This window comes from Metabacillus litoralis (assembly GCF_007994985.1).
GTDB lineage: Bacteria > Bacillota > Bacilli > Bacillales > Bacillaceae > Metabacillus > Metabacillus litoralis.
Genome location: NZ_VOQF01000016.1, coordinates 1 through 19,643 on the forward strand (window position 1 = coordinate 1; position 19,643 = coordinate 19,643).

The following is a 19,643-nucleotide window of genomic DNA, read 5'->3' on the forward strand; positions in this document are numbered from 1 at the left end:
AGCGCCGATGGTAGTTGGGGGTTTCCCCCTGTGAGAGTAGGACATCGCCAAGTAAAGAGTGGGAAAGATCAGTAGAGATACTGGTCTTTTTTTGTTTCTAAAAAAGCATTAACATAGTAAATTAATAATAATGAATTACAATAATATACTCTATATTTTTTCTTGGAAAATTACCCACAAACTAAAAAAGAAGGTGAACAGATGAAAATTAAAGGTATTAATCATTTATTATATTCCGTATCTAATTTAGATAAGTCGATCGAATTTTATAAACAGGTTTTTGATGCAAAGCTATTAGTCAAAGGAGTATCAACTGCTTATTTTGATTTAAACGGATTATGGCTTGCTCTTAATGAGGAAAGTGATATTCCACGTAATGAGATTGAACATTCTTACACTCATTTAGCATTCACGATTGAAGAAAAGGATTTTACAGCTATTTATAACAAATTGGTTGAATTAAAGGTGAATATATTAACAGGTCGTGAGAGAGATAAACGAGATAAGAAATCTATATATTTTACTGATTTAGATGGACATAAGTTTGAGTTTCATACTGGTACTTTACAGGATCGATTAGATTATTATCAAAATGAAAAATCTCATATGCAATTTTATAATTGAGGTTATCGTACAAGGCGCTATACTCCATTATTCCTTCTGTTGTTGGTTAACACTATAGTGAAGCGTATTGAAATGATTTCATTTCTACTAACTTAAAGTATAAAAAACAAGCAATAATCAAATACTAAATTTATTTCGTAGAAAAGCACAAGGGAATTTGTTAGATGTTGTTGATTTTGAGGATAGTAATTGTTACTCTATATAAACTAAAGTGAAGACAACTATCTACATACTATTAATACCAAGGGAAATCTATAATGATTTATACATAATCAGGATCAGATAAAGGGAGTAGAAAAGATGACAAGTAAACCAAGTAAGAAGAAATTTATTGTTGAAGAAAATGAAACAATTGATGATTGTTTGCAAAGAATGAGTGATGAAGGCTATTTTCCTGTGAGAAGAACTGAGCAGCCGATATTCAAGGAAGAAATGAAAGAAAATATGGTAGAAAATGTACCATGTGGTAGAAAGATCGTTTTTGAAGGAAAGTTAGTGTAAAAGACGAACATTAAATTATATATTAAATAAATCGTTCGATTTTACGTTGACATCGAATAGCTTCATTGTTAATATAAAACATGTAAATAATAATTAACGGTAACCTCATATAAAATTGGGAATATGGCCCAGAAGTTTCTACCCGCTGACCGTAAATCATCGGACTATGAGGGAAAGTGTAAGTATAAACGATTCGGTATTTAGTTAGATCCGAGCCCGATATACTAGCTTTCTCTTTTTTTATGAGAAAGTTAGGTATCGGGCTATTTTTATAGGATGAAGATATGTAAAAGGTGGGGAATAGATTGGATCCGGTTGTTGGAGTTATTATGGGAAGTACATCTGATTGGGAAACAATGAAGCATACTTGTGACATACTTGATGAATTAAATGTTCCTTATGAAAAAAAGGTAGTTTCTGCTCATCGTACTCCTGATTATATGTTTGAATATGCTGAGACTGCTAGAGATAGAGGATTAAAGGTTATTGTTGCTGGTGCGGGTGGTGCAGCACATTTACCAGGAATGGTTGCAGCAAAAACGACGTTACCAGTTATCGGAATTCCGGTTCAGTCAAAAGCATTAAATGGTATGGATTCATTGCTTTCAATTGTTCAGATGCCTGGTGGTGTACCAGTTGCAACTGTAGCGATTGGTAAGGCAGGTGCTACAAATGCAGGCTTGTTAGCAGCACAATTTCTCTCAGCGTTTGATGAGCAATTAGCAGCTGTATTAGATAATAGAAGAAACGAGCTGCGTGTAAAGGTACTAGAAAGTAGTGATGAGCTTGAATAAGCAAATTCTACCTGGTCAAACAATAGGAATCATTGGTGGCGGTCAATTAGGTCGTATGATGGCAATTGCTGCTAGACAGCTAGGTTATAAGATTGCTGTACTAGATCCAACAGAGGATTGTCCTTGTGGCCAACTAGCAGATATAGAGATTACTGCAAGTTACGATGATTTAGCTGCTATAAAAAAATTAGCGAGCGTAAGTGATGTGATCACATACGAGTTTGAAAATATAGATTATACAGCACTGAAATGGTTAGAGGAGCATGCATATCTTCCTCAAAAAAGCTCTTTATTATTATTAACTCAGGATCGTGAAACTGAGAAGGCTGCGATTGTAAATGCTGGCTGTGAAGTAGCTCCTTACCGAATTGTTCAAAATGAAGATGAATTAACTGACGCTGTAGAGCTTCTTCAATACCCAAGTGTGCTTAAAACGTGCAGAGGTGGCTATGATGGTAAAGGTCAAGTTGTTCTCCGTTCAGACCATGATTTAGCAGAAGCAATCCAATTACTTAACCAAGGAACTTGTATTTTAGAAAAATGGGTTCCTTTTGAAAAAGAAATTTCAGTTATTGTGACAAGATCTGTTAATGGTGAAACAAAAACATTTCCGGTGGCTGAAAATATTCATAAAGAAAATATTTTATATCAAAGTATTGTACCAGCTCGTGTTGAAGAAGAGGTTATTTCTAACGCAGAGAAGCTAGCAATTAAGCTTTCACATAGCTTTGAATTAGTAGGGACATTGGCAGTTGAAATGTTCTTGACGGAGACTGGAGAGCTTTATATTAATGAATTAGCTCCACGTCCTCATAATTCGGGTCATTATTCGATTGATTTATGTGAAACAGATCAGTTTGAACAGCATGTTCGTGCTATTTGTAATCTACCATTGGGTCATACTACGTTAAGACAGAGTGGTGTGATGGTGAATTTGTTAGGTGACGATTTATCGGTGGTTAATGAACATCTTTACTTATTGGAAAGATCTAAGCTTCATCTTTATGGTAAAAAAGAGCCAATCGCTAAGCGTAAGATGGGACATATAACGGTTATGAGTGATTTTATTGAAAAAGAAATAGAATTGATAGATCAAATTTGGGGTTTAAAATAGGACGGAGGCAAATTAATGATTGAGCGTTATACTAGACCAGAAATGGGTGCAATTTGGACTGAAGAAAACAAATTTAAAGCATGGCTAGAGGTTGAAATTTTAGCATGTGAAGCTTGGGCAGAGTTAGGTGTTATTCCTAAAGAAGATGTTGAGCTTCTTCGTAAAAATGCATCATTCGATGTGGATCGTATTAATGAAATTGAATTAGAAACTCGTCATGATGTTGTGGCATTTACTAGAGCAGTTTCTGAAACACTTGGAGAAGAGCGTAAATGGGTACATTATGGATTAACATCAACTGATGTTGTAGATACAGCTCTTTCTTATTTATTAAAGCAAGCAAACGACATTCTTTTAAAAGATATTGAGAACTTTGTGCAAATCTTAAAAGAAAAAGCTCAAGAACATAAATATACAGTGATGATGGGCCGTACTCATGGTGTTCATGCAGAGCCTACTACTTTTGGTTTAAAGCTTGGTCTTTGGTATGAAGAAATGAAGCGTAATTTAGATCGCTTCAAGCGTGCAGCAACTGGCGTAGAGTTTGGGAAGATTTCTGGAGCAGTTGGCACATATGCAAACATCGATCCATTTGTTGAAAAATATGTTTGTGAAAAATTAGGTACACAACCAGCACCAATTTCAACTCAAACATTACAACGTGATCGTCATGCAGAATATATGGCAGCTATCGCATTAGTTGCAACATCTATTGAAAAGTTTGCTGTAGAAATTCGCGGATTACAAAAAAGTGAAACGCGTGAAGTGGAAGAAGCATTTGCTAAAGGTCAAAAAGGATCTTCTGCAATGCCACATAAACGTAATCCAATTGGCTCTGAAAACATGACAGGTCTTGCACGTGTGATTCGTGGCTATATGTTAACAGCTTATGAAAATGTTCCTTTATGGCATGAAAGAGATATCTCACATTCATCTGCTGAGCGTATAATCTTACCAGATGCTACGATTGCTCTTAACTATATGTTAAATCGTTTTGGAAACATCGTGAAAAACTTAACAGTATTCCCTGAAAATATGAAGCGTAATATGGATCGTACACAAGGGTTGATCTACTCACAACGTGTGTTACTTGCTTTAATCGATACAGGCATGACAAGAGAAGAAGCGTATGATCTTGTTCAACCAAAAGCAATGGAAGCTTGGGAAAAGCAAGTTCCATTCCGTGGACTAGTTGAAGGAGAAGAGAAAATCACTTCTCGTTTATCTGCTGAAAAAATAGAAGATTGCTTTGATTATAACTACCATCTAAAAGGTGTAGACGCAATTTTTGAACGTCTAGGTCTTTAAAACAGAAATAGCAAGGGTCTACGAAAGCCCTTGCTATCTATTTGATCAAAAAACTTGGTTAGAAAATGTAACAGTATCATCATTTTTAAAGTGAATGTTCCCAAAATTCTGTTTAGGAGGGCTTTTATGAACACAGAAAAGCTTGAATTATTATACGAAGGAAAAGCAAAGCGTATTTATAAAACAAATGAGCCTAATATTTTACTAGTTTCTTATAAAGATTCTGCTACAGCCTTTAATGGTGTGAAAAAAGAAGAAATTACTGGTAAGGGTCGTCTAAACAATGAGATTTCAACATTGATTTTTGAAAAGCTTACAGCGAACAATATTGAAAATCATTTTGTGAAAAGATTATCTGAAACAGAGCAGCTTGTGAAATCAGTAACGATTATCCCACTTGAAGTTGTTGTAAGAAATGTTGTGGCAGGAAGTCTTTCTAAGCGAATTGGAATTGAAGAGGGAACAGAAATTAAAAACCCACTTGTTGAGTTTTACTATAAAGATGATGAATTAGGTGATCCATTGCTTACTGAGGATCATATTGCACTTTTAGAAGTGGCAACACCTGAGCAAGTAGCAACATTAAAAACACTTGCTAGAAAAGTAAATGACGTGCTAAAAGCACATTTCCAAGCTTGTGATGTTCGTTTAATTGACTTTAAGCTTGAGTTTGGTATCACTGAGGATGGAAACATTATTTTAGCTGATGAAGTTTCACCAGACACATGTCGTTTATGGGATATCAATACAAATGAGAAATTTGATAAAGATGTTTTTAGAAGAGATATTGGTAGTTTAACAGATGCATATGAAGTTATTTTAACTAGACTTGGAGGACAATCAACATGTACAAAGTAAAAGTTTATGTCACGTTAAGAGAAAGTGTATTAGATCCACAAGGAACAGCGGTTAAGAGTGCTCTACACAGTATGTCATATAATGAAGTACAAGACGTTCGTATCGGTAAATATATGGAATTAACAATCGAGAAAGCTGATCGTGATTTAGATGTGATTGTTCGTGAAATGTGTGAGAAATTACTTGCTAATACAGTGATTGAAGACTTTAGCTATGAGGTACAGGAGGTTGTCACAAAGTGAAATTCGCTGTGATTGTTTTCCCAGGATCTAATTGTGATGTTGATATGTACCATGCTATTAAAGATGAGCTAGGTGAAGAAGTAGAATATGTATGGCATGATGCAACAGACTTAAGTGACTTTGACGGAATTCTTTTACCTGGTGGTTTCTCTTATGGAGATTACTTACGTTCAGGTGCTATTGCTGGATTTTCTAATGTAATGAAGGAAGTGGTAAAAGCAGCTGAAGCTGGTAAGCCAGTTCTAGGTGTGTGTAATGGATTCCAGATTTTATTAGAAGTAGGTCTGCTTCCTGGTGCTATGAAAAGAAATGAAAATTTAAAGTTTATGTGTAGACCAGTTCATTTAAAGGTTGCAAATAATAACACTGCCTTTACTTCAGCTTATGATAAGGATGAGGTTATCTCAGTTCCTATCGCACATGGAGAAGGGAATTATTATTGTGATGAAGAAACACTTCAAACGCTTAAAGAAAACAATCAAATTGTGTTTACGTACGAAGAAAATCCAAATGGCAGTTTAGTAGATATTGCTGGAATCACAAATGAGCGCGGAAATGTATTAGGGATGATGCCACATCCTGAGCGTGCAGTTGATGAATTACTTGGAAGTGCTGACGGATTAAAATTATTTCAATCGATCGTGAAAAACTGGAGGGAATCTCATGTCACTACTGCTTGAACCAACTAACCAGATGATTAAAGATGAAAAAGTTTACAGACAAATGGGTGTAAGTGATGACGAGTTTGCTCTGATTGAAAAAATAATTGGTCGTTTACCAAATTACACAGAAATCGGTATTTTTTCTGTTATGTGGTCTGAGCACTGCAGTTATAAAAACTCTAAGCCTATTTTAAAGAAATTTCCTGTTACAGGTGAAAAGGTTCTACAAGGACCTGGAGAAGGAGCGGGGATTGTCGATATTGGTGACAATCAAGCGGTTGTTTTCAAAATTGAAAGTCATAACCATCCATCAGCTATTGAGCCTTACCAAGGAGCTGCAACGGGTGTAGGTGGAATAATCCGTGATGTATTCTCGATGGGAGCAAGACCAATTGCAATCTTAAATTCTCTACGTTTTGGAGAGCTAAAAACTCCACGTGTGAAGTATTTGTTTGAAGAGGTTGTTGCTGGTATTGCAGGATATGGTAACTGTATTGGAATTCCAACTGTTGGTGGAGAAATTCAATTTGATGATTCTTATGAAGGAAATCCCCTTGTTAACGCTATGTGCGTAGGGTTGATTAACCATGAAGATATTAAAAAAGGTCAAGCAAAAGGTGTTGGCAATACTGTGATGTATGTTGGTGCTAGAACTGGTCGTGATGGAATTCATGGTGCAACATTTTCTTCTGAAGAGTTATCCGACGATTCTGGTGCAGATCGTTCAGCAGTCCAAGTTGGCGATCCATTTATGGAGAAGCTATTATTAGAAGCTTGCTTGGAAGTTATTAAAAATGATGCGTTAGTTGGGATCCAAGACATGGGAGCGGCTGGATTAACAAGTTCTTCAGCAGAGATGGCAAGTAAAGCTGGTTCTGGTATGGAAATGGACCTTGATCTTATTCCACAACGTGAAGCAGGAATGACTCCTTATGAAATGATGCTTTCTGAATCTCAAGAAAGAATGCTACTTGTTATTGAAAAAGGCAGAGAGCAAGAAATCGTTGACCTTTTCGAAAAATATGATTTAGAAGCAGTTTCAGTTGGTAAAGTAACAGACGACAAAATGCTTCGTCTTTTCCATAATGGTGAAGTGGTATGTGAGCTTCCAGTAGATGCATTAGCTGAAGAAGCACCTGTTTATCATAAACCTTCAAAAGTACCTGCGTATTATGAAGAGTTCCAGCAAATGGACGTAGCGCCTATTACAGTAGATAACTATAAAGAAACTCTTATCAATTTATTACAACAACCAACAATTGCAAGTAAAGAATGGGTTTATGATCAGTATGATTATATGGTTCGCACAAACACAGTTGTTGCACCAGGATCAGATGCTGCCGTTGTTCGTATACGTGATACAAAGAAAGCTTTAGCAATGACAACTGACTGTAACTCTCGTTATCTTTATTTAGATCCAGAGGTTGGTGGAAAAATTGCCGTAGCAGAAGCTGCTCGTAACATCGTATGTTCAGGTGCAACACCACTTGCGATTACAGATAACTTAAACTTTGGTAATCCTGAAAAGCCTGAAATTTTCTGGCAGATTGAAAAATCAGCAGATGGAATCAGTGAAGCATGTCGCGTGTTAGATACACCTGTTATTGGTGGAAACGTATCTTTATACAATGAAACAAACGGAACAGCAATCTATCCAACACCTGTAATCGGTATGGTTGGTTTAATTGAAGATACAGATTATATTACAACGCAAGACTTTAAAGAAGCTGGAGATCTTATTTATTTAATCGGTGAAACAAAGCCTGAGTTCGGTGGAAGTGAGCTTCAAAAGCTTACTTATGGTAAAATCTTTGGTCAATCTCCAGAGCTTGATTTAGCAAAAGAAAGAAAAACGTTGAATCAGCTACTATCAGCGATTCATGCTAAAACTGTCGCATCAGCTCATGATGTTTCAGAAGGTGGAGTAGCTGTTGCACTAGCAGAGCCATTATTTGGTGCTAAAAACTTAGGAGCTGAAGTGACACTTACTGGTGATGCAACTGCAGCACTATTCAGTGAATCACAAACTCGTTTTATCATATCAGTGAAAAAAGAAAATCAACAAGCATTTGAACAATTGGTTGATGCTGTATGTATTGGTGAAGTAACTGATTCTGGCAAGCTTGTTATTACAAACACAAACAATGAAACTCTTGTAGATGCATCTGTAGAAGAACTTAAGGCTGCATGGAAAGGGGCTATCCCGTGCTTACTGAAATCAAAGGATTAAATGAAGAATGTGGTGTCTTCGGAATTTGGGGTCATAAAGACGCTGCTCAAATTACGTATTATGGCTTACACAGTCTACAGCATAGAGGTCAAGAAGGCGCAGGGATTGTTACAACTGATGGTGAAAAGCTAACAAGTGCAAAAGGTCTAGGTCTGATCTCAGAGGTTTTTGCTAATGGAAGACTAAATGAATTATCAGGTAAGGCAGCTATTGGTCATGTTCGTTATGCAACGGCAGGTGGGGGCGGTTATGAAAATGTTCAGCCCCTTTTCTTTAAATCACATAGTGGTGGCTTAGCGCTTGCTCATAACGGTAATCTTGTGAATGCTACACAGCTTAAGCATCAGCTTGAGAGCCAGGGGAGTATTTTCCAAACAACTTCAGATACAGAGGTGTTAGCTCATCTTATTAGAAGAAGTGGCTATCAAGATATGAAGGAAGCTGTGAAAAGTGCATTAACAGTCATTAAAGGAGCATATGCTTTTTTAATCATGACAGAAACGGAAATGATGGTTGCGCTAGATCCTAATGGATTGCGCCCATTGTCTATTGGAGTTTTGGGAGATGCTTATGTGATTGCTTCTGAAACATGTGCATTTGATGTAGTTGGAGCAAAATATGAAAGAGATGTTCAACCAGGTGAATTATTAATAATTAATGACGAAGGAATTCGCTCTGAGCGTTTTTCAATGAATATTAATCGTTCAATTTGTAGTATGGAATACATCTATTTCTCTCGTCCAGATAGCAATATTGATGGAATTAATGTTCATACAGCACGTAAAAACTTAGGCAAACGTTTAGCGGTTGAATCTGAGGTTGCTGCTGATGTTGTGACAGGTGTTCCTGATTCAAGTATATCAGCTGCGATAGGGTTTGCTGAATTAACAGGCATTCCATATGAGCTCGGATTAATCAAGAATCGTTATGTTGGTCGAACGTTTATTCAGCCTTCACAAGAACTACGTGAACAAGGTGTGAAAATGAAGCTTTCAGCCGTTCGTGGTGTTGTAGAAGGAAAACGTGTTGTTATGGTTGATGACTCAATTGTCCGTGGCACAACAAGTAAACGAATCGTAACAATGCTTCGCGAAGCAGGTGCTAAAGAGGTTCATGTTCGTATTAGTTCACCACCAATTGAAAATCCTTGTTTTTACGGAATTGATACATCAACACATGAAGAATTAATTGCTTCAAATCATTCAGTAGAAGAAATTCGTAAGCTTATCGGTGCAGACAGCCTTGCCTTTTTAAGTGTAGAGGGATTATTAGAAGGAATTGGTCGTCCATATGAAGGTGAATTCAAAGGACAATGCTTAGCATGCTTCACAGGTCGTTATCCTACTGAAATTTACCCAGATACAGTTTTACCGCACGAAAAAGCTTAAATAGAAAAGCGGAAGCGCCTTGATCAGCTCCGACAAGCATAAGAAGCACATGAAAGGAAGGCGTTCTTTGCCTGCCATTCATGTGAAGCTTATGACCTCGAGGAGCTAGGCGCTGGAGCTGGACAAAATAGAAAAGCGGAAGCGCCTTGATCAGCTCCGACAAGCATAAGAAGCACATGAAAGGAAGGCGTTCTTTGCCTGCCATTCATGTGAAGCAAATGACCGCGGGGGAGCTAGGCGCTAGCTAGACAATAGAGAAGCGGAAGCCATAAGGTTTTCACAATAATAAAAAATTGATAGGAATCGATATTTCGATTCCTGTTCTACATTAGATGAGAGTTAGTTGTATTTACTAAGGTTTTTAAGGAGGAAGCAGGCATGTCTGACGTTTATAAGCAAGCTGGTGTCGACATTGAAGCAGGCTATGAAGCTGTTTCAAGAATGAAGAAGCATGTTGAAAAAACAATGCGTTTAGGTGTAATGGGTGGTCTTGGCGGTTTTGGTGGAATGTTTGATTTAAGTGAGTTAAATTATAAGAAGCCAGTACTTGTGTCTGGTACAGATGGTGTCGGGACGAAGTTAAAGCTTGCTTTTATGGCTGACAAGCATGATTCCATAGGTGTTGATGCTGTTGCTATGTGTGTCAATGATATATTAGCTCAAGGTGCGGAACCACTATTTTTCTTAGATTATTTGGCTTTAGGTAAAGCGATCCCAGAGAAAATCGAGCAAATCGTTAAAGGAATTGCTGATGGTTGTGAGCAATCTGGTTGTGCCTTAGTTGGTGGCGAAACTGCTGAAATGCCTGGGCTATATGAAGAAGATGAATATGATGTGGCAGGATTTTCTGTGGGTGTTGTTGAAAAAGACAATATTGTAACAGGACAGAATATTGAACCAGGTCATGTATTAATTGGTCTTACATCAAGTGGTATTCATAGCAATGGTTTCTCATTAGTTCGTAAAGTTTTATTAGAAGATCAAAAGCTCGATTTACAAAAAGTATATGAGCCGTTCACTGAAACGTTAGGTGAAGTGCTACTCACACCAACGAGAATTTATGTTAAACCAGTTCTTGATGTGATTAAAAAGTATCAAGTTGATGGTATGGCACATATTACTGGTGGCGGTTTTATCGAAAACATCCCAAGAATGTTACCTGAAGGAACGGGTGCTGAAATCGATTATGGTTCATGGCCAATACCGAAGATTTTCGATTTCTTAAAAGAACAAGGACAGCTTAAAGGTGAAGATTTATTTAATGTCTTTAATATGGGAATCGGTTTTGTTCTTGCGATAAAAGAAGAGCTTTTACATGATGTGATTGGACAATTAGAGGAAAATGGTGAGAAGGCTTATATAATTGGTCGTGTGACAAAGGGCACTGGTGTTACATTTGGCGGAGGCTCGATTGCATGAAAAAACTAGCTGTTTTTGCATCAGGAAATGGCAGCAATTTTCAAGCAATTTTTGATTCGATAAAGCTTGGTGAAACAGACGCAGAGATTAGTCTTGTTGTTAGTGATAAACCACAAGCTGGTGTGATTGAGCGAGCTAAATCTGTCAATGTTCCTGCGTATTGTTTTATTCCTAAAGAATACGAAGCAAAAGCGGATTACGAACATGCAATCTTATCTGTTTTAGAAAACAACAAGATTGATTTTGTGATTTTAGCTGGGTATATGAGGTTAATTGGAGATACTCTTTTAAATGCCTACGAAAATAGAATTGTCAATATTCACCCTTCCTTATTGCCTGCATTTCCTGGTAAAGATGCTGTAGGACAAGCATTTCAAGCCGGTGTAAAGGTAACAGGTGTTACGGTTCATTTTGTTGATGCAGGAATGGACACAGGCCCGATTATTGCCCAAAAAGCAATTGAGATTGAAGCTGAAGATACAATAGAAGCAATAGCTAAGAAGATCCATAAAGTTGAACATATGTTATACCCTAAGGTTATCAAAGAATTGGTGTCAAAATAAAGCTAGAGGTGAAAAAATATGTCAGTGAAACGTGCGCTTGTTAGTGTGTCTAATAAAGAAAATCTTGTTCCTTTTGTAAAAGAATTAATCGATTTAGGTGTTGAGGTTATCTCAACTGGTGGGACGAAATCATTACTTGAGGAAAACGGATTAAACGTAATCGGTATTTCTGAAGTAACTGGATTCCCAGAAATTATGGACGGACGTGTTAAAACACTACACCCTAATATTCATGGTGGATTATTAGCTGTTCGTAACAATCCTAGTCATATGGATCAATTAAAAGAAAACAACATTGAAACAATTGACTTGGTTGTTGTGAATCTTTATCCATTTAAAGAAACGATTTCAAAGCCTGATGTTGAGTTCCAGGATGCAATTGAGAACATCGATATCGGTGGTCCTTCAATGCTACGCTCTGCTGCAAAAAATCATGAAGATGTAACAGTACTTGTTGATCCACAAGATTACAGTGGAGTTTTAGAAGAATTAAAAGCTTCTGGAGAAGTTTCATTAAATCAAAAGCAACGTTTAGCAGCAAAGGTATTTAGACATACAGCTGCATACGATGCTTTAATTGCTGAATTCTTAACAAATAAAATTGGTGAAGAAGATCCAGAAACAGTTACATATACGTTTGAGAAAAAGCAATCTCTACGTTATGGTGAAAATCCTCATCAAAAAGCAACGTTCTATCAAAAGCCATTTGTTCCAGTAGCATCAATTGCAAATGCAAAACAGCTTCATGGAAAAGAGCTTTCTTTTAACAACATTAAAGACGCAGATGCTGCTTTACAAATTGTTCGTGAATTTACAGAGCCAGCAGCAGTTGCCGTTAAGCATATGAATCCATGTGGAGTTGGTGTTGGAACATCAGTGTTTGAAGCATTTACTCGTTGTTATGCTGCAGATCCAACATCTATTTTTGGCGGAATTGTAGCAGTAAATCATGAGGTTGATGCCCAAACAGCTCATAAGCTTCATGAAATTTTCTTAGAAATCGTTATTGCTCCATCATTTAGCCAAGAAGCATTAGATATTTTAACAAGCAAGAAAAACCTTCGTTTGTTAACAATTGATGTAACGGCAGCTTCTAAGGCAGATAAACAGCTTCAATCAGTTCACGGTGGTTTACTAGTACAAGACGAGGATACACTTTCACTTGATGATGTAGAAGTAACAATTCCAACAAAACGCGAGCCTTCAGAAGATGAGTGGAAGGATCTTAAGTTAGCTTGGAAGGTTGTTAAGCATGTTAAATCAAATGCGATTGTGTTAGCAAAAGATGAAATGACAGTTGGTGTTGGTGCAGGTCAAATGAATCGTGTAGGCGCAGCGAAAATTGCGATTGAACAAGCAGGTGAAAAAGCACAGGGTAGTGCACTAGGCTCTGACGCATTTTTCCCTATGAGTGATACAGTTGAAGCGGCAGCTAAAGCTGGGGTTACAGCTATTATTCAACCAGGTGGATCAATTCGTGATGAAGATTCAATTCGTATGGCTGATGAATATGGAATAACAATGGTCTTTACAGGAGTACGTCATTTTAAACATTAAGAAGAGGTGTAAAGCATGAAAGTACTGATTATTGGACAGGGCGGACGTGAGCATGCACTTGTTTGGAAAGCCGCACAAAGCAAGCTTGTAGAGGAAGTATTTGTTGCTCCAGGAAATGATGGAATGAATGAATTTGCAACAAGAGTAGAAATTAGTGAAAATGATAATGAAGCTCTTTTAGCTTTTGCAAAGAAAGAAGAAATTGGTTTAACAATCGTAGGACCTGAAGTACCCTTGTTAAACGGAATTGTTAATGACTTTGAAGAAGCTGGTCTTAAAGTATTTGGTCCAACAAAAGAAGCAGCTCTTATTGAAGGAAGTAAAAACTTTGCAAAGGAATTAATGATTAAATACAATATCCCAACGGCTGATTATCAAACATTTACAGATGTTGAGCAAGCAAAAGCGTATATTAATGAAAAAGGTGCACCAATTGTTATAAAAGCTGATGGATTAGCTGCTGGTAAAGGTGTAACCGTTGCTGAAACTCTTGATGTAGCATTAGAAAGTGTCACAGACATGCTAGAAAATGAAAAATTCGGTGATGCATCAAGCTCAGTTGTTATTGAAGAATTTTTAGCAGGTGAAGAATTTTCATTAATGGCATTTGTTAAAGGTGAAAAAGTCTACCCAATGGTTATAGCGCAAGATCATAAACGTGCATATGACAATGATGAAGGACCAAATACTGGAGGAATGGGTGCATATTCTCCAGTTCCACAAATATCTGAAACAGTGGTCCAAACAGCAGTAGAAACAATTTTAAAACCAGCAGCAAAAGCTCTTATAAGTGAAGGACGTTACTTCACAGGAATTTTATATGCAGGTCTTATCTTAACGTCTGAAGGACCAAAGGTTATTGAATTTAATGCAAGATTTGGTGATCCTGAAACACAGGTAGTATTACCAAGACTTGAATCTGATTTAGTTGAATCACTTTTAGCCATTCTTAATGATCAGCCAGTTGAACTTAAATGGTCTTCAAAAGCTGTTTTAGGTGTTGTTTTAGCTTCAAAGGGTTATCCAGATGACTATGAAAAAGGCCAACCAATTGGAAAGTTAACGGAAAAGGCAGACGATGCCGTTATCTTCCATGCTGGAACAAAAAAAGTGGATGATCAATTTGTTAATAATGGTGGTCGCGTTTTAGTTGTATCAGGATACGGTGAAACAATTAGTGATGCACAAGCACATGCTTATAAGCTAGTCGATCAAATTGCTTGTCCTGCTCTTTTTTATCGTAAAGATATCGGCAACAAGGCAATTAAGTCCGGCGTTTCTTCTTAATATAAGCAAAGCATAATGCGACAATTCCACCGATTAGCGCAATAAAAATGAATGACATATCTGTTAAATATTCTAGAAACATAGTAATACCTCCATATTTAAATTGTATGGTGATTGTTGCTACCGACTTTTAGGAAACGTTGTATAGTATATGAAAGAAAAGGGGCTGGTGTTAACCAGTCCCATTTTTTACTTAGTTCGATGTCTAGCTCCAGCTGAAGGGAAAAATAAAGAAATAGCTTAGGGAGCCAGCTATTTCAAAGAGCGATTTTTCCTGCTTGTCGGGGCTGTTTAAGGTGCTTGTGCTTTTATTATTAAGAAGGATTGTATGACTCTTCAAATTCTTCATCTTCCTCATCATCATAATCATCGTCTTCATCTACGAAAAATGTTTCTGTGTTGTTTTCGAATAAATATGTGATCGGACAGAAGCGGAGGATCCCTTCGCCAACTTTCATTGCAGCAAGAACGATAACAATGATATATGAATCTCTCCAAGGCTTCTTGCAATACTTGGATGTAGCCCAAGATAGTAGTGAAAGTCCACATGTTATTCGGATTAATGCGTTAACTATACCAATGTTTGGTCTAATCATATTACAATCCTCCCAGAAATTTGTCATGAAAATGCAATAAAACGTTAATGCGTTAATAATTTCCATATGTTAACATAGTAATAAGCTACAAACTACAAATGGAGGGTTTACTATGCCCGAAAAAAAATTCAGATGGAAAAACAGTACAATACGGAAACAAATTGATGTTTTATCAAATAAATTAGCACCAACTGTTGTATTGAAAAACGCAACATATTTGAACTCTTATTTACGACAATGGATAAAAGCAAATATTTGGATCTTAGAAGATCGTATTATTTATGTGGGAAACAATTTTCCTGAAATCACAACTAATACTGAGGTTATTGATTGCTCAACAAAAGTCGTAGTACCAGGATATATTGAACCACATGCTCATCCATTTCAATTATATAATCCCCATACTTTAGCAAGTTATGTGTCACAAACAGGGACAACAACATTAATCAATGATAATCTTTTTTTACTTTTACAATGCCAGAAAAAGAAAGCGCTTACTTTAATCGATGCTTTAGAGAAGCATCATTTTCATTATTATTGGTGGGCACGCTTCGATTTGCAAACAGAAATCCATTCAGAAGAAAAAGTACTCTCACATGATTTTGTCAAGAAATGGCTAGAACATGACTCCGTTTTACAAGGTGGAGAATTAACAGGATGGCCAAAGCTGGCCGATGGTGATGATTGGTTTTTATACTGGTTACAAGAAACAAAGAGAAAGGGAAAAAGAATGGAAGGACACTTCCCAGGGGCTTCAGAGAATACATTAACGAAGATGAAGCTTTTTGGTGTAGATAGTGATCACGAATCATTGACTGGTAAAGATGTAATTAAGCGGTTGAAAATGGGCTATACAGCTGCTTTAAGACATTCTTCTATACGTCCTGACTTAGAGAAATTATTAATGGAACTTGAGAATGAAGGATTAACAACTTATGATTTCTTGTATTATACAACAGATGGAGCAACTCCTTCTTTTTATGAAGAAGGAATGATTAATCGTTGTATAGATATTGCATTAGAGTGCAATGTGCCTTCAATAGATGCGTATAATATGAGCTCTTTTAATGTGGCAAAATATTATCAAATTGACGACCAAATTGGTGTGATAGCTCCTGGTAAAGTGGCAACACTAAATATTTTATCAAGCATTGATCAACCTGATCCAATAAGTGTTATGTCAAAAGGAGTTTGGCTTCGTAAAGATAACGAAAAAATAGAAGAGAAAGAAGAATTTAATTGGGGAGATTATGGATTACAGAAGGCAGATATAAATTGGGAGCTAACATTAGATGATTTACAGTTTTCTATGCCTTTAGGTATGAAAATGAGAAATGCGGTCATCATGGAACCATACTCAATTACAATTGATGGATCTGCAAATGACCTATCATATCATCATGATGAAAGCTTTTTAGCACTCATTGATCGATATGGTGAATGGAGAATCAACACCTTTATTAAAGGCTTTGCTAATAAAGTGCAAGGCTTTGCAAGCTCCTATTCAACAACTGGTGATATCATTATTATAGGTAAAAATAAAAAGGAAATGGTATTAGCTTTTCGTCGGATGAAAGAAATTGGTGGTGGGATTGTCCTAACTGAAAATGATGAAGTGATCTTTGAAATGCCATTGCATTTAAATGGAAGTGCATCAAATGATCAGCTTAAAGATGTGATTCACAAGCAGAAAGAATTGAACGCACTTTTGATTGATCGAGGCTATACATTTGATGATCCGGTATATTCTTTGTTGTTTTTATCATCAACACATCTACCATATATAAGAATTACACCAAGAGGTATTTTTGATGTGATGAAAAAAACGGTACTCTTTCCATCGATAATGCGTTAAAATATAAAAGTGGAAAAAACGATAAGGTTGTGTTAGTTTGTTTAAGGGAAAATTATCTTTTATTATTCTTTCTATGCTCATAGTGAGTGCATGTAGTAATGATGAGGAAAAAACCTCCACTAAAGAAAAAGAACCGATTCAAGTGAAGGAAGAACCGGTAGCAGTTGAAGTTGAAGAAAGCGTTTCATTTCCTCTAACAGGATTAGAAGCAGATGAACAAGAGCTGACTCAGCGTCCTGTAGCGGTAATGATTAATAATCATCCTAGCGCAAGACCACAATCAGGTTTATATAAAGCTGATGTTGTGTATGAAGTTCTTGCTGAGGGTAATATAACGAGATTTTTAGCTGTATTTCAAAGTGAAATACCAGATATTATAGGACCTGTTAGAAGTGCAAGAGATTATTATATTGATTTAAGTAAAGGATTTAATTCTCTATATGTTAGTCATGGATGGAGCCCAGATGCAAAAGAGATGCTTGAAGCTGGAGAAGCGGACTATATAAATGGTTTGTTTTATGATGGCACTCTGTTTTGGAGAGCAGATCACCGTAAAGCACCACATAATTCATATATTTCAAAAGAAAACATCTTAAAGGGTGCAGATAAATTAGGTTATGAAGTAACTGCAGAAGTTGAGCCTTTTGAGTTTCTTTCAAAAGAAGATGTGGAAAATGTACAAGGAGAAGCTCTGAACAAGTTTGTCATAAAATATGACAACTCCGCTACATGGCAAGCAACTTACGAGTATAATCAAGCTGAACAAGTCTATACCCGTTATAGTGGTGATGAACAATCAATCGATTTGGAAAGTGGAGAACCTGTTACATTAGCAAATGTGTTCGTTGTTGAGATGGAACACAGAATTATAGATGATTATGGTAGAAGAGGACTTAATTTAACTTCTGGAGGAAATGCAATTCTCCTTCAAAATGGAACAAAACAGGAAATACAATGGGAAAACCACGATGGACGAATCGTTCCTGTTAAAGACGGAGAAGTTGTGAAACTAGCTCCAGGTAGAACGTGGATCAATATTGTCCCTGATTTAACGAAATCATTTATATCACAATCGCAAAATTAAAAGGAGAATGAATATGCAAATAGAAAAGCTACGTGGCAAAGAACTAGATCAGCTTTTTCAATCTGTTTTATCTTTAAAAGATTTAGAGGAATGCTATCGTTTTTTTGATGATCTTTGTACAGTTAATGAGATTCAATCTTTAGCTCAAAGACTTGAGGTTGCTAGAATGCTACGTGACGGAAATACGTATCATAAAATTGAAACAGAAACAGGTGCTAGCACAGCAACAATTTCTCGAGTGAAGCGTTGTTTGAATTATGGTAATGATGCTTATACAATGGCGTTAGAGCGTGTTCATGGGGAAAAGGAAGTTAAAGAAGAATAGAAAGCTCATGTTGGTTTGAGTTTATATAGAGGGAGCAAGGAGCATTAGGTTGATAATGCTTCTTTTTTATTGTTAATAAAAATTTTAAAAAACAATTATTGGATTGGTACAGGGGTTGTGAAACATTTAAAGTGTTTAGCAAACTTAATAAGTTGTTATTAGATAGAAATAAATCCGTTGCATTTCGCTGCAGACACTTGCTTTCCGCGGGGAGGAAGTCAAGCCTCCTCGGCTGCGCCTGCGGGGTCTCGACCTTTCCTCTGCACCCGCAGGAGTCAAGTGTCTTCCGCTGCATTCCACTATAGTGTACTTTACAAGGATATAATCTTTGAAAAAACAACTTTCATTTATTAGTTATTGTTATATTAGGGAAATATACTACACAAGTCGTGTGATTATTAAATTGTTATGTAGCAACAAATAAGCTTAATTTGCTTATTGCTCCACTATGTGTGTACTTACAAGCTCAACCTGTGAAGAACAGCTCAAATTAAAAGTCAGTTGCATATCTGTTATTAGTAGTTGAGATATTAGAAAGAAAAAGACAAGGTGGATAACAAATGAAAAAGTGTCTTGTTATTTCTTTAATGGTAATAAGCTTAATATTACTTTCACCAACTAATTTGAAAGCGGAAAATGATGAGTTCATACTTCCCGATGCATTTCTTACCACACTATCCCCACATATAGACAATGCTGTAGTTGAACATTATGGAGGACTTACTCAATATGCTCTTTACGATATAGAAATAATTAGTATCCAAAGAATGCAGGTTGGGAGGTCCTTTAGTTTTACAGTAGCTATAAAAATATTCCCCTTTGAGAAAGCACACAACTATATTGGAGAGGATACATTAACTCTAGAAATTGTACCTTCAGGTATAAATGTTACGAGTTATAAACATCAAAAATATAAATAGTTATTAATACCAAGTTGTTACTATTAAAAATTAAGAAAGTAATAGTAATTCTTTTTTCTTGGTTAAACATATGTGTGTCGTTGAACTTGTATCTTATTAACCTCTGTACATTGTAAAAAGTTGTGAATAATTTTATATATTGAATGCTTAATACTCTATATCAGCACTATGTTGATTGTAGTGGAAGGTGTGAGACTCCTGCGGGATTGCGAGTCAGAGGGAGACCCCGCAAGTGCAAAGCACTGAGGAGGCTCCCGGACCGCCCGCGGAAAGCGAACACCTGCAACGGAAATCAACAGGCAAATTTAAGCGAGCT

20 protein-coding genes and 1 riboswitch are annotated in these 19,643 nt (G+C 36.5%); of the genes, 18 read left to right on the top strand and 2 right to left on the bottom strand.

The genetic code is table 11. The features are described from left to right. Positions 1–201: 201 nt before the first annotated feature. The 14 genes from fosM (at position 202) to purD (ending at position 14,547) form a co-directional block, all read left to right on the top strand. The gene (gene fosM / locus FS935_RS19630) at positions 202–624 is read left to right on the top strand and encodes a FosM family fosfomycin resistance protein (protein ID WP_146950343.1); all 423 of its coding nucleotides are present in this window, start codon (positions 202–204) and stop codon (positions 622–624) included. A 300-nt stretch (positions 625–924) separates the two neighbouring features. Then, the gene (locus tag FS935_RS19635; protein WP_146950344.1) at positions 925–1,125 is read left to right on the top strand and encodes an NETI motif-containing protein; all 201 of its coding nucleotides are present in this window, start codon (positions 925–927) and stop codon (positions 1,123–1,125) included. A gap of 85 nt (positions 1,126–1,210) precedes the next feature. Then, a riboswitch (purine riboswitch) is annotated at positions 1,211–1,312 on the top strand. A 118-nt stretch (positions 1,313–1,430) separates the two neighbouring features. Beyond that, positions 1,431–1,919: a 5-(carboxyamino)imidazole ribonucleotide mutase gene (gene purE, locus FS935_RS19640; RefSeq protein ID WP_146950345.1), complete on the top strand. Its 489-nt coding sequence runs from the start codon at positions 1,431–1,433 to the stop codon at positions 1,917–1,919. Beyond that, positions 1,906–3,033 carry a 5-(carboxyamino)imidazole ribonucleotide synthase gene (gene purK / locus FS935_RS19645; protein WP_146950346.1) on the top strand — a complete coding sequence of 376 codons (1,128 nt, stop codon included), beginning with the start codon at positions 1,906–1,908 and terminating at the stop codon, positions 3,031–3,033. Before purE ends, purK begins: the two co-directional genes overlap by 14 nt. A gap of 15 nt (positions 3,034–3,048) precedes the next feature. Then, complete coding sequence (gene purB / locus FS935_RS19650) at positions 3,049–4,341, top strand: adenylosuccinate lyase (protein WP_146950347.1); 1,293 nt, start codon at positions 3,049–3,051, stop codon at positions 4,339–4,341. Positions 4,342–4,467: 126 nt separating this feature from the next. Beyond that, the gene (purC, locus tag FS935_RS19655) at positions 4,468–5,199 is read left to right on the top strand and encodes a phosphoribosylaminoimidazolesuccinocarboxamide synthase (RefSeq protein ID WP_146950348.1); all 732 of its coding nucleotides are present in this window, start codon (positions 4,468–4,470) and stop codon (positions 5,197–5,199) included. Beyond that, positions 5,187–5,441: a phosphoribosylformylglycinamidine synthase subunit PurS gene (purS, locus tag FS935_RS19660; protein WP_146950349.1), complete on the top strand. Its 255-nt coding sequence runs from the start codon at positions 5,187–5,189 to the stop codon at positions 5,439–5,441. Before purC ends, purS begins: the two co-directional genes overlap by 13 nt. After that, complete coding sequence (gene purQ, locus FS935_RS19665; protein ID WP_146950350.1) at positions 5,438–6,121, top strand: phosphoribosylformylglycinamidine synthase subunit PurQ; 684 nt, start codon at positions 5,438–5,440, stop codon at positions 6,119–6,121. Before purS ends, purQ begins: the two co-directional genes overlap by 4 nt. After that, positions 6,105–8,333: a phosphoribosylformylglycinamidine synthase subunit PurL gene (gene purL / locus FS935_RS19670; RefSeq protein ID WP_146950351.1), complete on the top strand. Its 2,229-nt coding sequence runs from the start codon at positions 6,105–6,107 to the stop codon at positions 8,331–8,333. Before purQ ends, purL begins: the two co-directional genes overlap by 17 nt. Beyond that, on the top strand, positions 8,309–9,721 hold the full coding sequence (gene purF / locus FS935_RS19675; RefSeq protein WP_146950352.1) for an amidophosphoribosyltransferase: 1,413 nt from the start codon (positions 8,309–8,311) through the stop codon (positions 9,719–9,721). Before purL ends, purF begins: the two co-directional genes overlap by 25 nt. A 378-nt stretch (positions 9,722–10,099) precedes the next feature. After that, positions 10,100–11,140 (top strand): phosphoribosylformylglycinamidine cyclo-ligase, encoded by a 1,041-nt coding sequence (gene purM, locus FS935_RS19680; protein WP_146950353.1) that lies wholly within the window; start codon positions 10,100–10,102, stop codon positions 11,138–11,140. Next, positions 11,137–11,703 (top strand): phosphoribosylglycinamide formyltransferase, encoded by a 567-nt coding sequence (gene purN / locus FS935_RS19685; RefSeq protein ID WP_146950354.1) that lies wholly within the window; start codon positions 11,137–11,139, stop codon positions 11,701–11,703. The genes purM and purN overlap by 4 nt, the downstream gene beginning before the upstream one ends. Positions 11,704–11,721: 18 nt before the next feature. Then, positions 11,722–13,260, top strand: coding sequence for a bifunctional phosphoribosylaminoimidazolecarboxamide formyltransferase/IMP cyclohydrolase (gene purH / locus FS935_RS19690; protein ID WP_146950355.1), 1,539 nt, complete (start codon positions 11,722–11,724; stop codon positions 13,258–13,260). Positions 13,261–13,275: 15 nt separating this feature from the next. Next, complete coding sequence (purD, locus tag FS935_RS19695) at positions 13,276–14,547, top strand: phosphoribosylamine--glycine ligase (protein WP_146950356.1); 1,272 nt, start codon at positions 13,276–13,278, stop codon at positions 14,545–14,547. On the opposite strand, the gene FS935_RS24405 is transcribed toward purD, so the two are convergent. Both FS935_RS24405 and FS935_RS19700 read right to left on the bottom strand, forming a co-directional pair. Then, positions 14,525–14,629: an EYxxD motif small membrane protein gene (locus FS935_RS24405; RefSeq protein ID WP_338036586.1), complete on the bottom strand. Its 105-nt coding sequence runs from the start codon at positions 14,627–14,629 to the stop codon at positions 14,525–14,527. The two genes, purD and FS935_RS24405, sit on opposite strands and share 23 nt — an antisense overlap. 232 nt (positions 14,630–14,861) lie before the next feature. Further along, on the bottom strand, positions 14,862–15,143 hold the full coding sequence (locus tag FS935_RS19700) for a YgaP family membrane protein (protein ID WP_146950357.1): 282 nt from the start codon (positions 15,141–15,143) through the stop codon (positions 14,862–14,864). A 112-nt stretch (positions 15,144–15,255) separates the two neighbouring features. On the opposite strand from FS935_RS19700, the gene FS935_RS19705 reads away from it, so the two are divergent. From FS935_RS19705 to FS935_RS19720, 4 genes are all read left to right on the top strand, one after another. Next, a complete protein-coding gene (locus tag FS935_RS19705) occupies positions 15,256–16,998 on the top strand; it encodes an adenine deaminase C-terminal domain-containing protein (protein WP_146950358.1) in 1,743 nt (580 codons plus the stop codon). Between the two features lie 73 nt (positions 16,999–17,071). After that, entirely contained in the window at positions 17,072–18,082 is a 1,011-nt protein-coding gene (locus FS935_RS19710) for a DUF3048 domain-containing protein (protein ID WP_146950411.1), read from the top strand. Between the two features lie 13 nt (positions 18,083–18,095). Next, positions 18,096–18,407 carry a YerC/YecD family TrpR-related protein gene (locus FS935_RS19715; RefSeq protein ID WP_146950359.1) on the top strand — a complete coding sequence of 104 codons (312 nt, stop codon included), beginning with the start codon at positions 18,096–18,098 and terminating at the stop codon, positions 18,405–18,407. Between the two features lie 560 nt (positions 18,408–18,967). Beyond that, the gene (locus FS935_RS19720; RefSeq protein ID WP_146950360.1) at positions 18,968–19,327 is read left to right on the top strand and encodes a DUF3888 domain-containing protein; all 360 of its coding nucleotides are present in this window, start codon (positions 18,968–18,970) and stop codon (positions 19,325–19,327) included. The last annotated feature ends 316 nt before the right edge of the window (positions 19,328–19,643 follow it).

Bases quoted from the DNA above. Each gene is read 5' to 3' on its own strand.
- fosM (WP_146950343.1), top strand. From the start codon at position 202: ATGAAAATTAAAGGTATTAATCATTTATTATATTCCGTATCTAATTTA.
- FS935_RS19635 (WP_146950344.1), top strand. From the start codon at position 925: ATGACAAGTAAACCAAGTAAGAAGAAATTTATTGTTGAAGAAAATGAA.
- purK (WP_146950346.1), top strand. From the start codon at position 1,906: ATGAGCTTGAATAAGCAAATTCTACCTGGTCAAACAATAGGAATCATT.
- purB (WP_146950347.1), top strand. From the start codon at position 3,049: ATGATTGAGCGTTATACTAGACCAGAAATGGGTGCAATTTGGACTGAA.
- purC (WP_146950348.1), top strand. From the start codon at position 4,468: ATGAACACAGAAAAGCTTGAATTATTATACGAAGGAAAAGCAAAGCGT.
- purS (WP_146950349.1), top strand. From the start codon at position 5,187: ATGTACAAAGTAAAAGTTTATGTCACGTTAAGAGAAAGTGTATTAGAT.
- purL (WP_146950351.1), top strand. From the start codon at position 6,105: ATGTCACTACTGCTTGAACCAACTAACCAGATGATTAAAGATGAAAAA.
- purM (WP_146950353.1), top strand. From the start codon at position 10,100: ATGTCTGACGTTTATAAGCAAGCTGGTGTCGACATTGAAGCAGGCTAT.
- purN (WP_146950354.1), top strand. From the start codon at position 11,137: ATGAAAAAACTAGCTGTTTTTGCATCAGGAAATGGCAGCAATTTTCAA.
- purH (WP_146950355.1), top strand. From the start codon at position 11,722: ATGTCAGTGAAACGTGCGCTTGTTAGTGTGTCTAATAAAGAAAATCTT.
- purD (WP_146950356.1), top strand. From the start codon at position 13,276: ATGAAAGTACTGATTATTGGACAGGGCGGACGTGAGCATGCACTTGTT.
- FS935_RS24405 (WP_338036586.1), bottom strand. From the start codon at position 14,629: ATGTTTCTAGAATATTTAACAGATATGTCATTCATTTTTATTGCGCTA.
- FS935_RS19700 (WP_146950357.1), bottom strand. From the start codon at position 15,143: ATGATTAGACCAAACATTGGTATAGTTAACGCATTAATCCGAATAACA.
- FS935_RS19705 (WP_146950358.1), top strand. From the start codon at position 15,256: ATGCCCGAAAAAAAATTCAGATGGAAAAACAGTACAATACGGAAACAA.
- FS935_RS19710 (WP_146950411.1), top strand. From the start codon at position 17,072: ATGCTCATAGTGAGTGCATGTAGTAATGATGAGGAAAAAACCTCCACT.
- FS935_RS19715 (WP_146950359.1), top strand. From the start codon at position 18,096: ATGCAAATAGAAAAGCTACGTGGCAAAGAACTAGATCAGCTTTTTCAA.
- FS935_RS19720 (WP_146950360.1), top strand. From the start codon at position 18,968: ATGAAAAAGTGTCTTGTTATTTCTTTAATGGTAATAAGCTTAATATTA.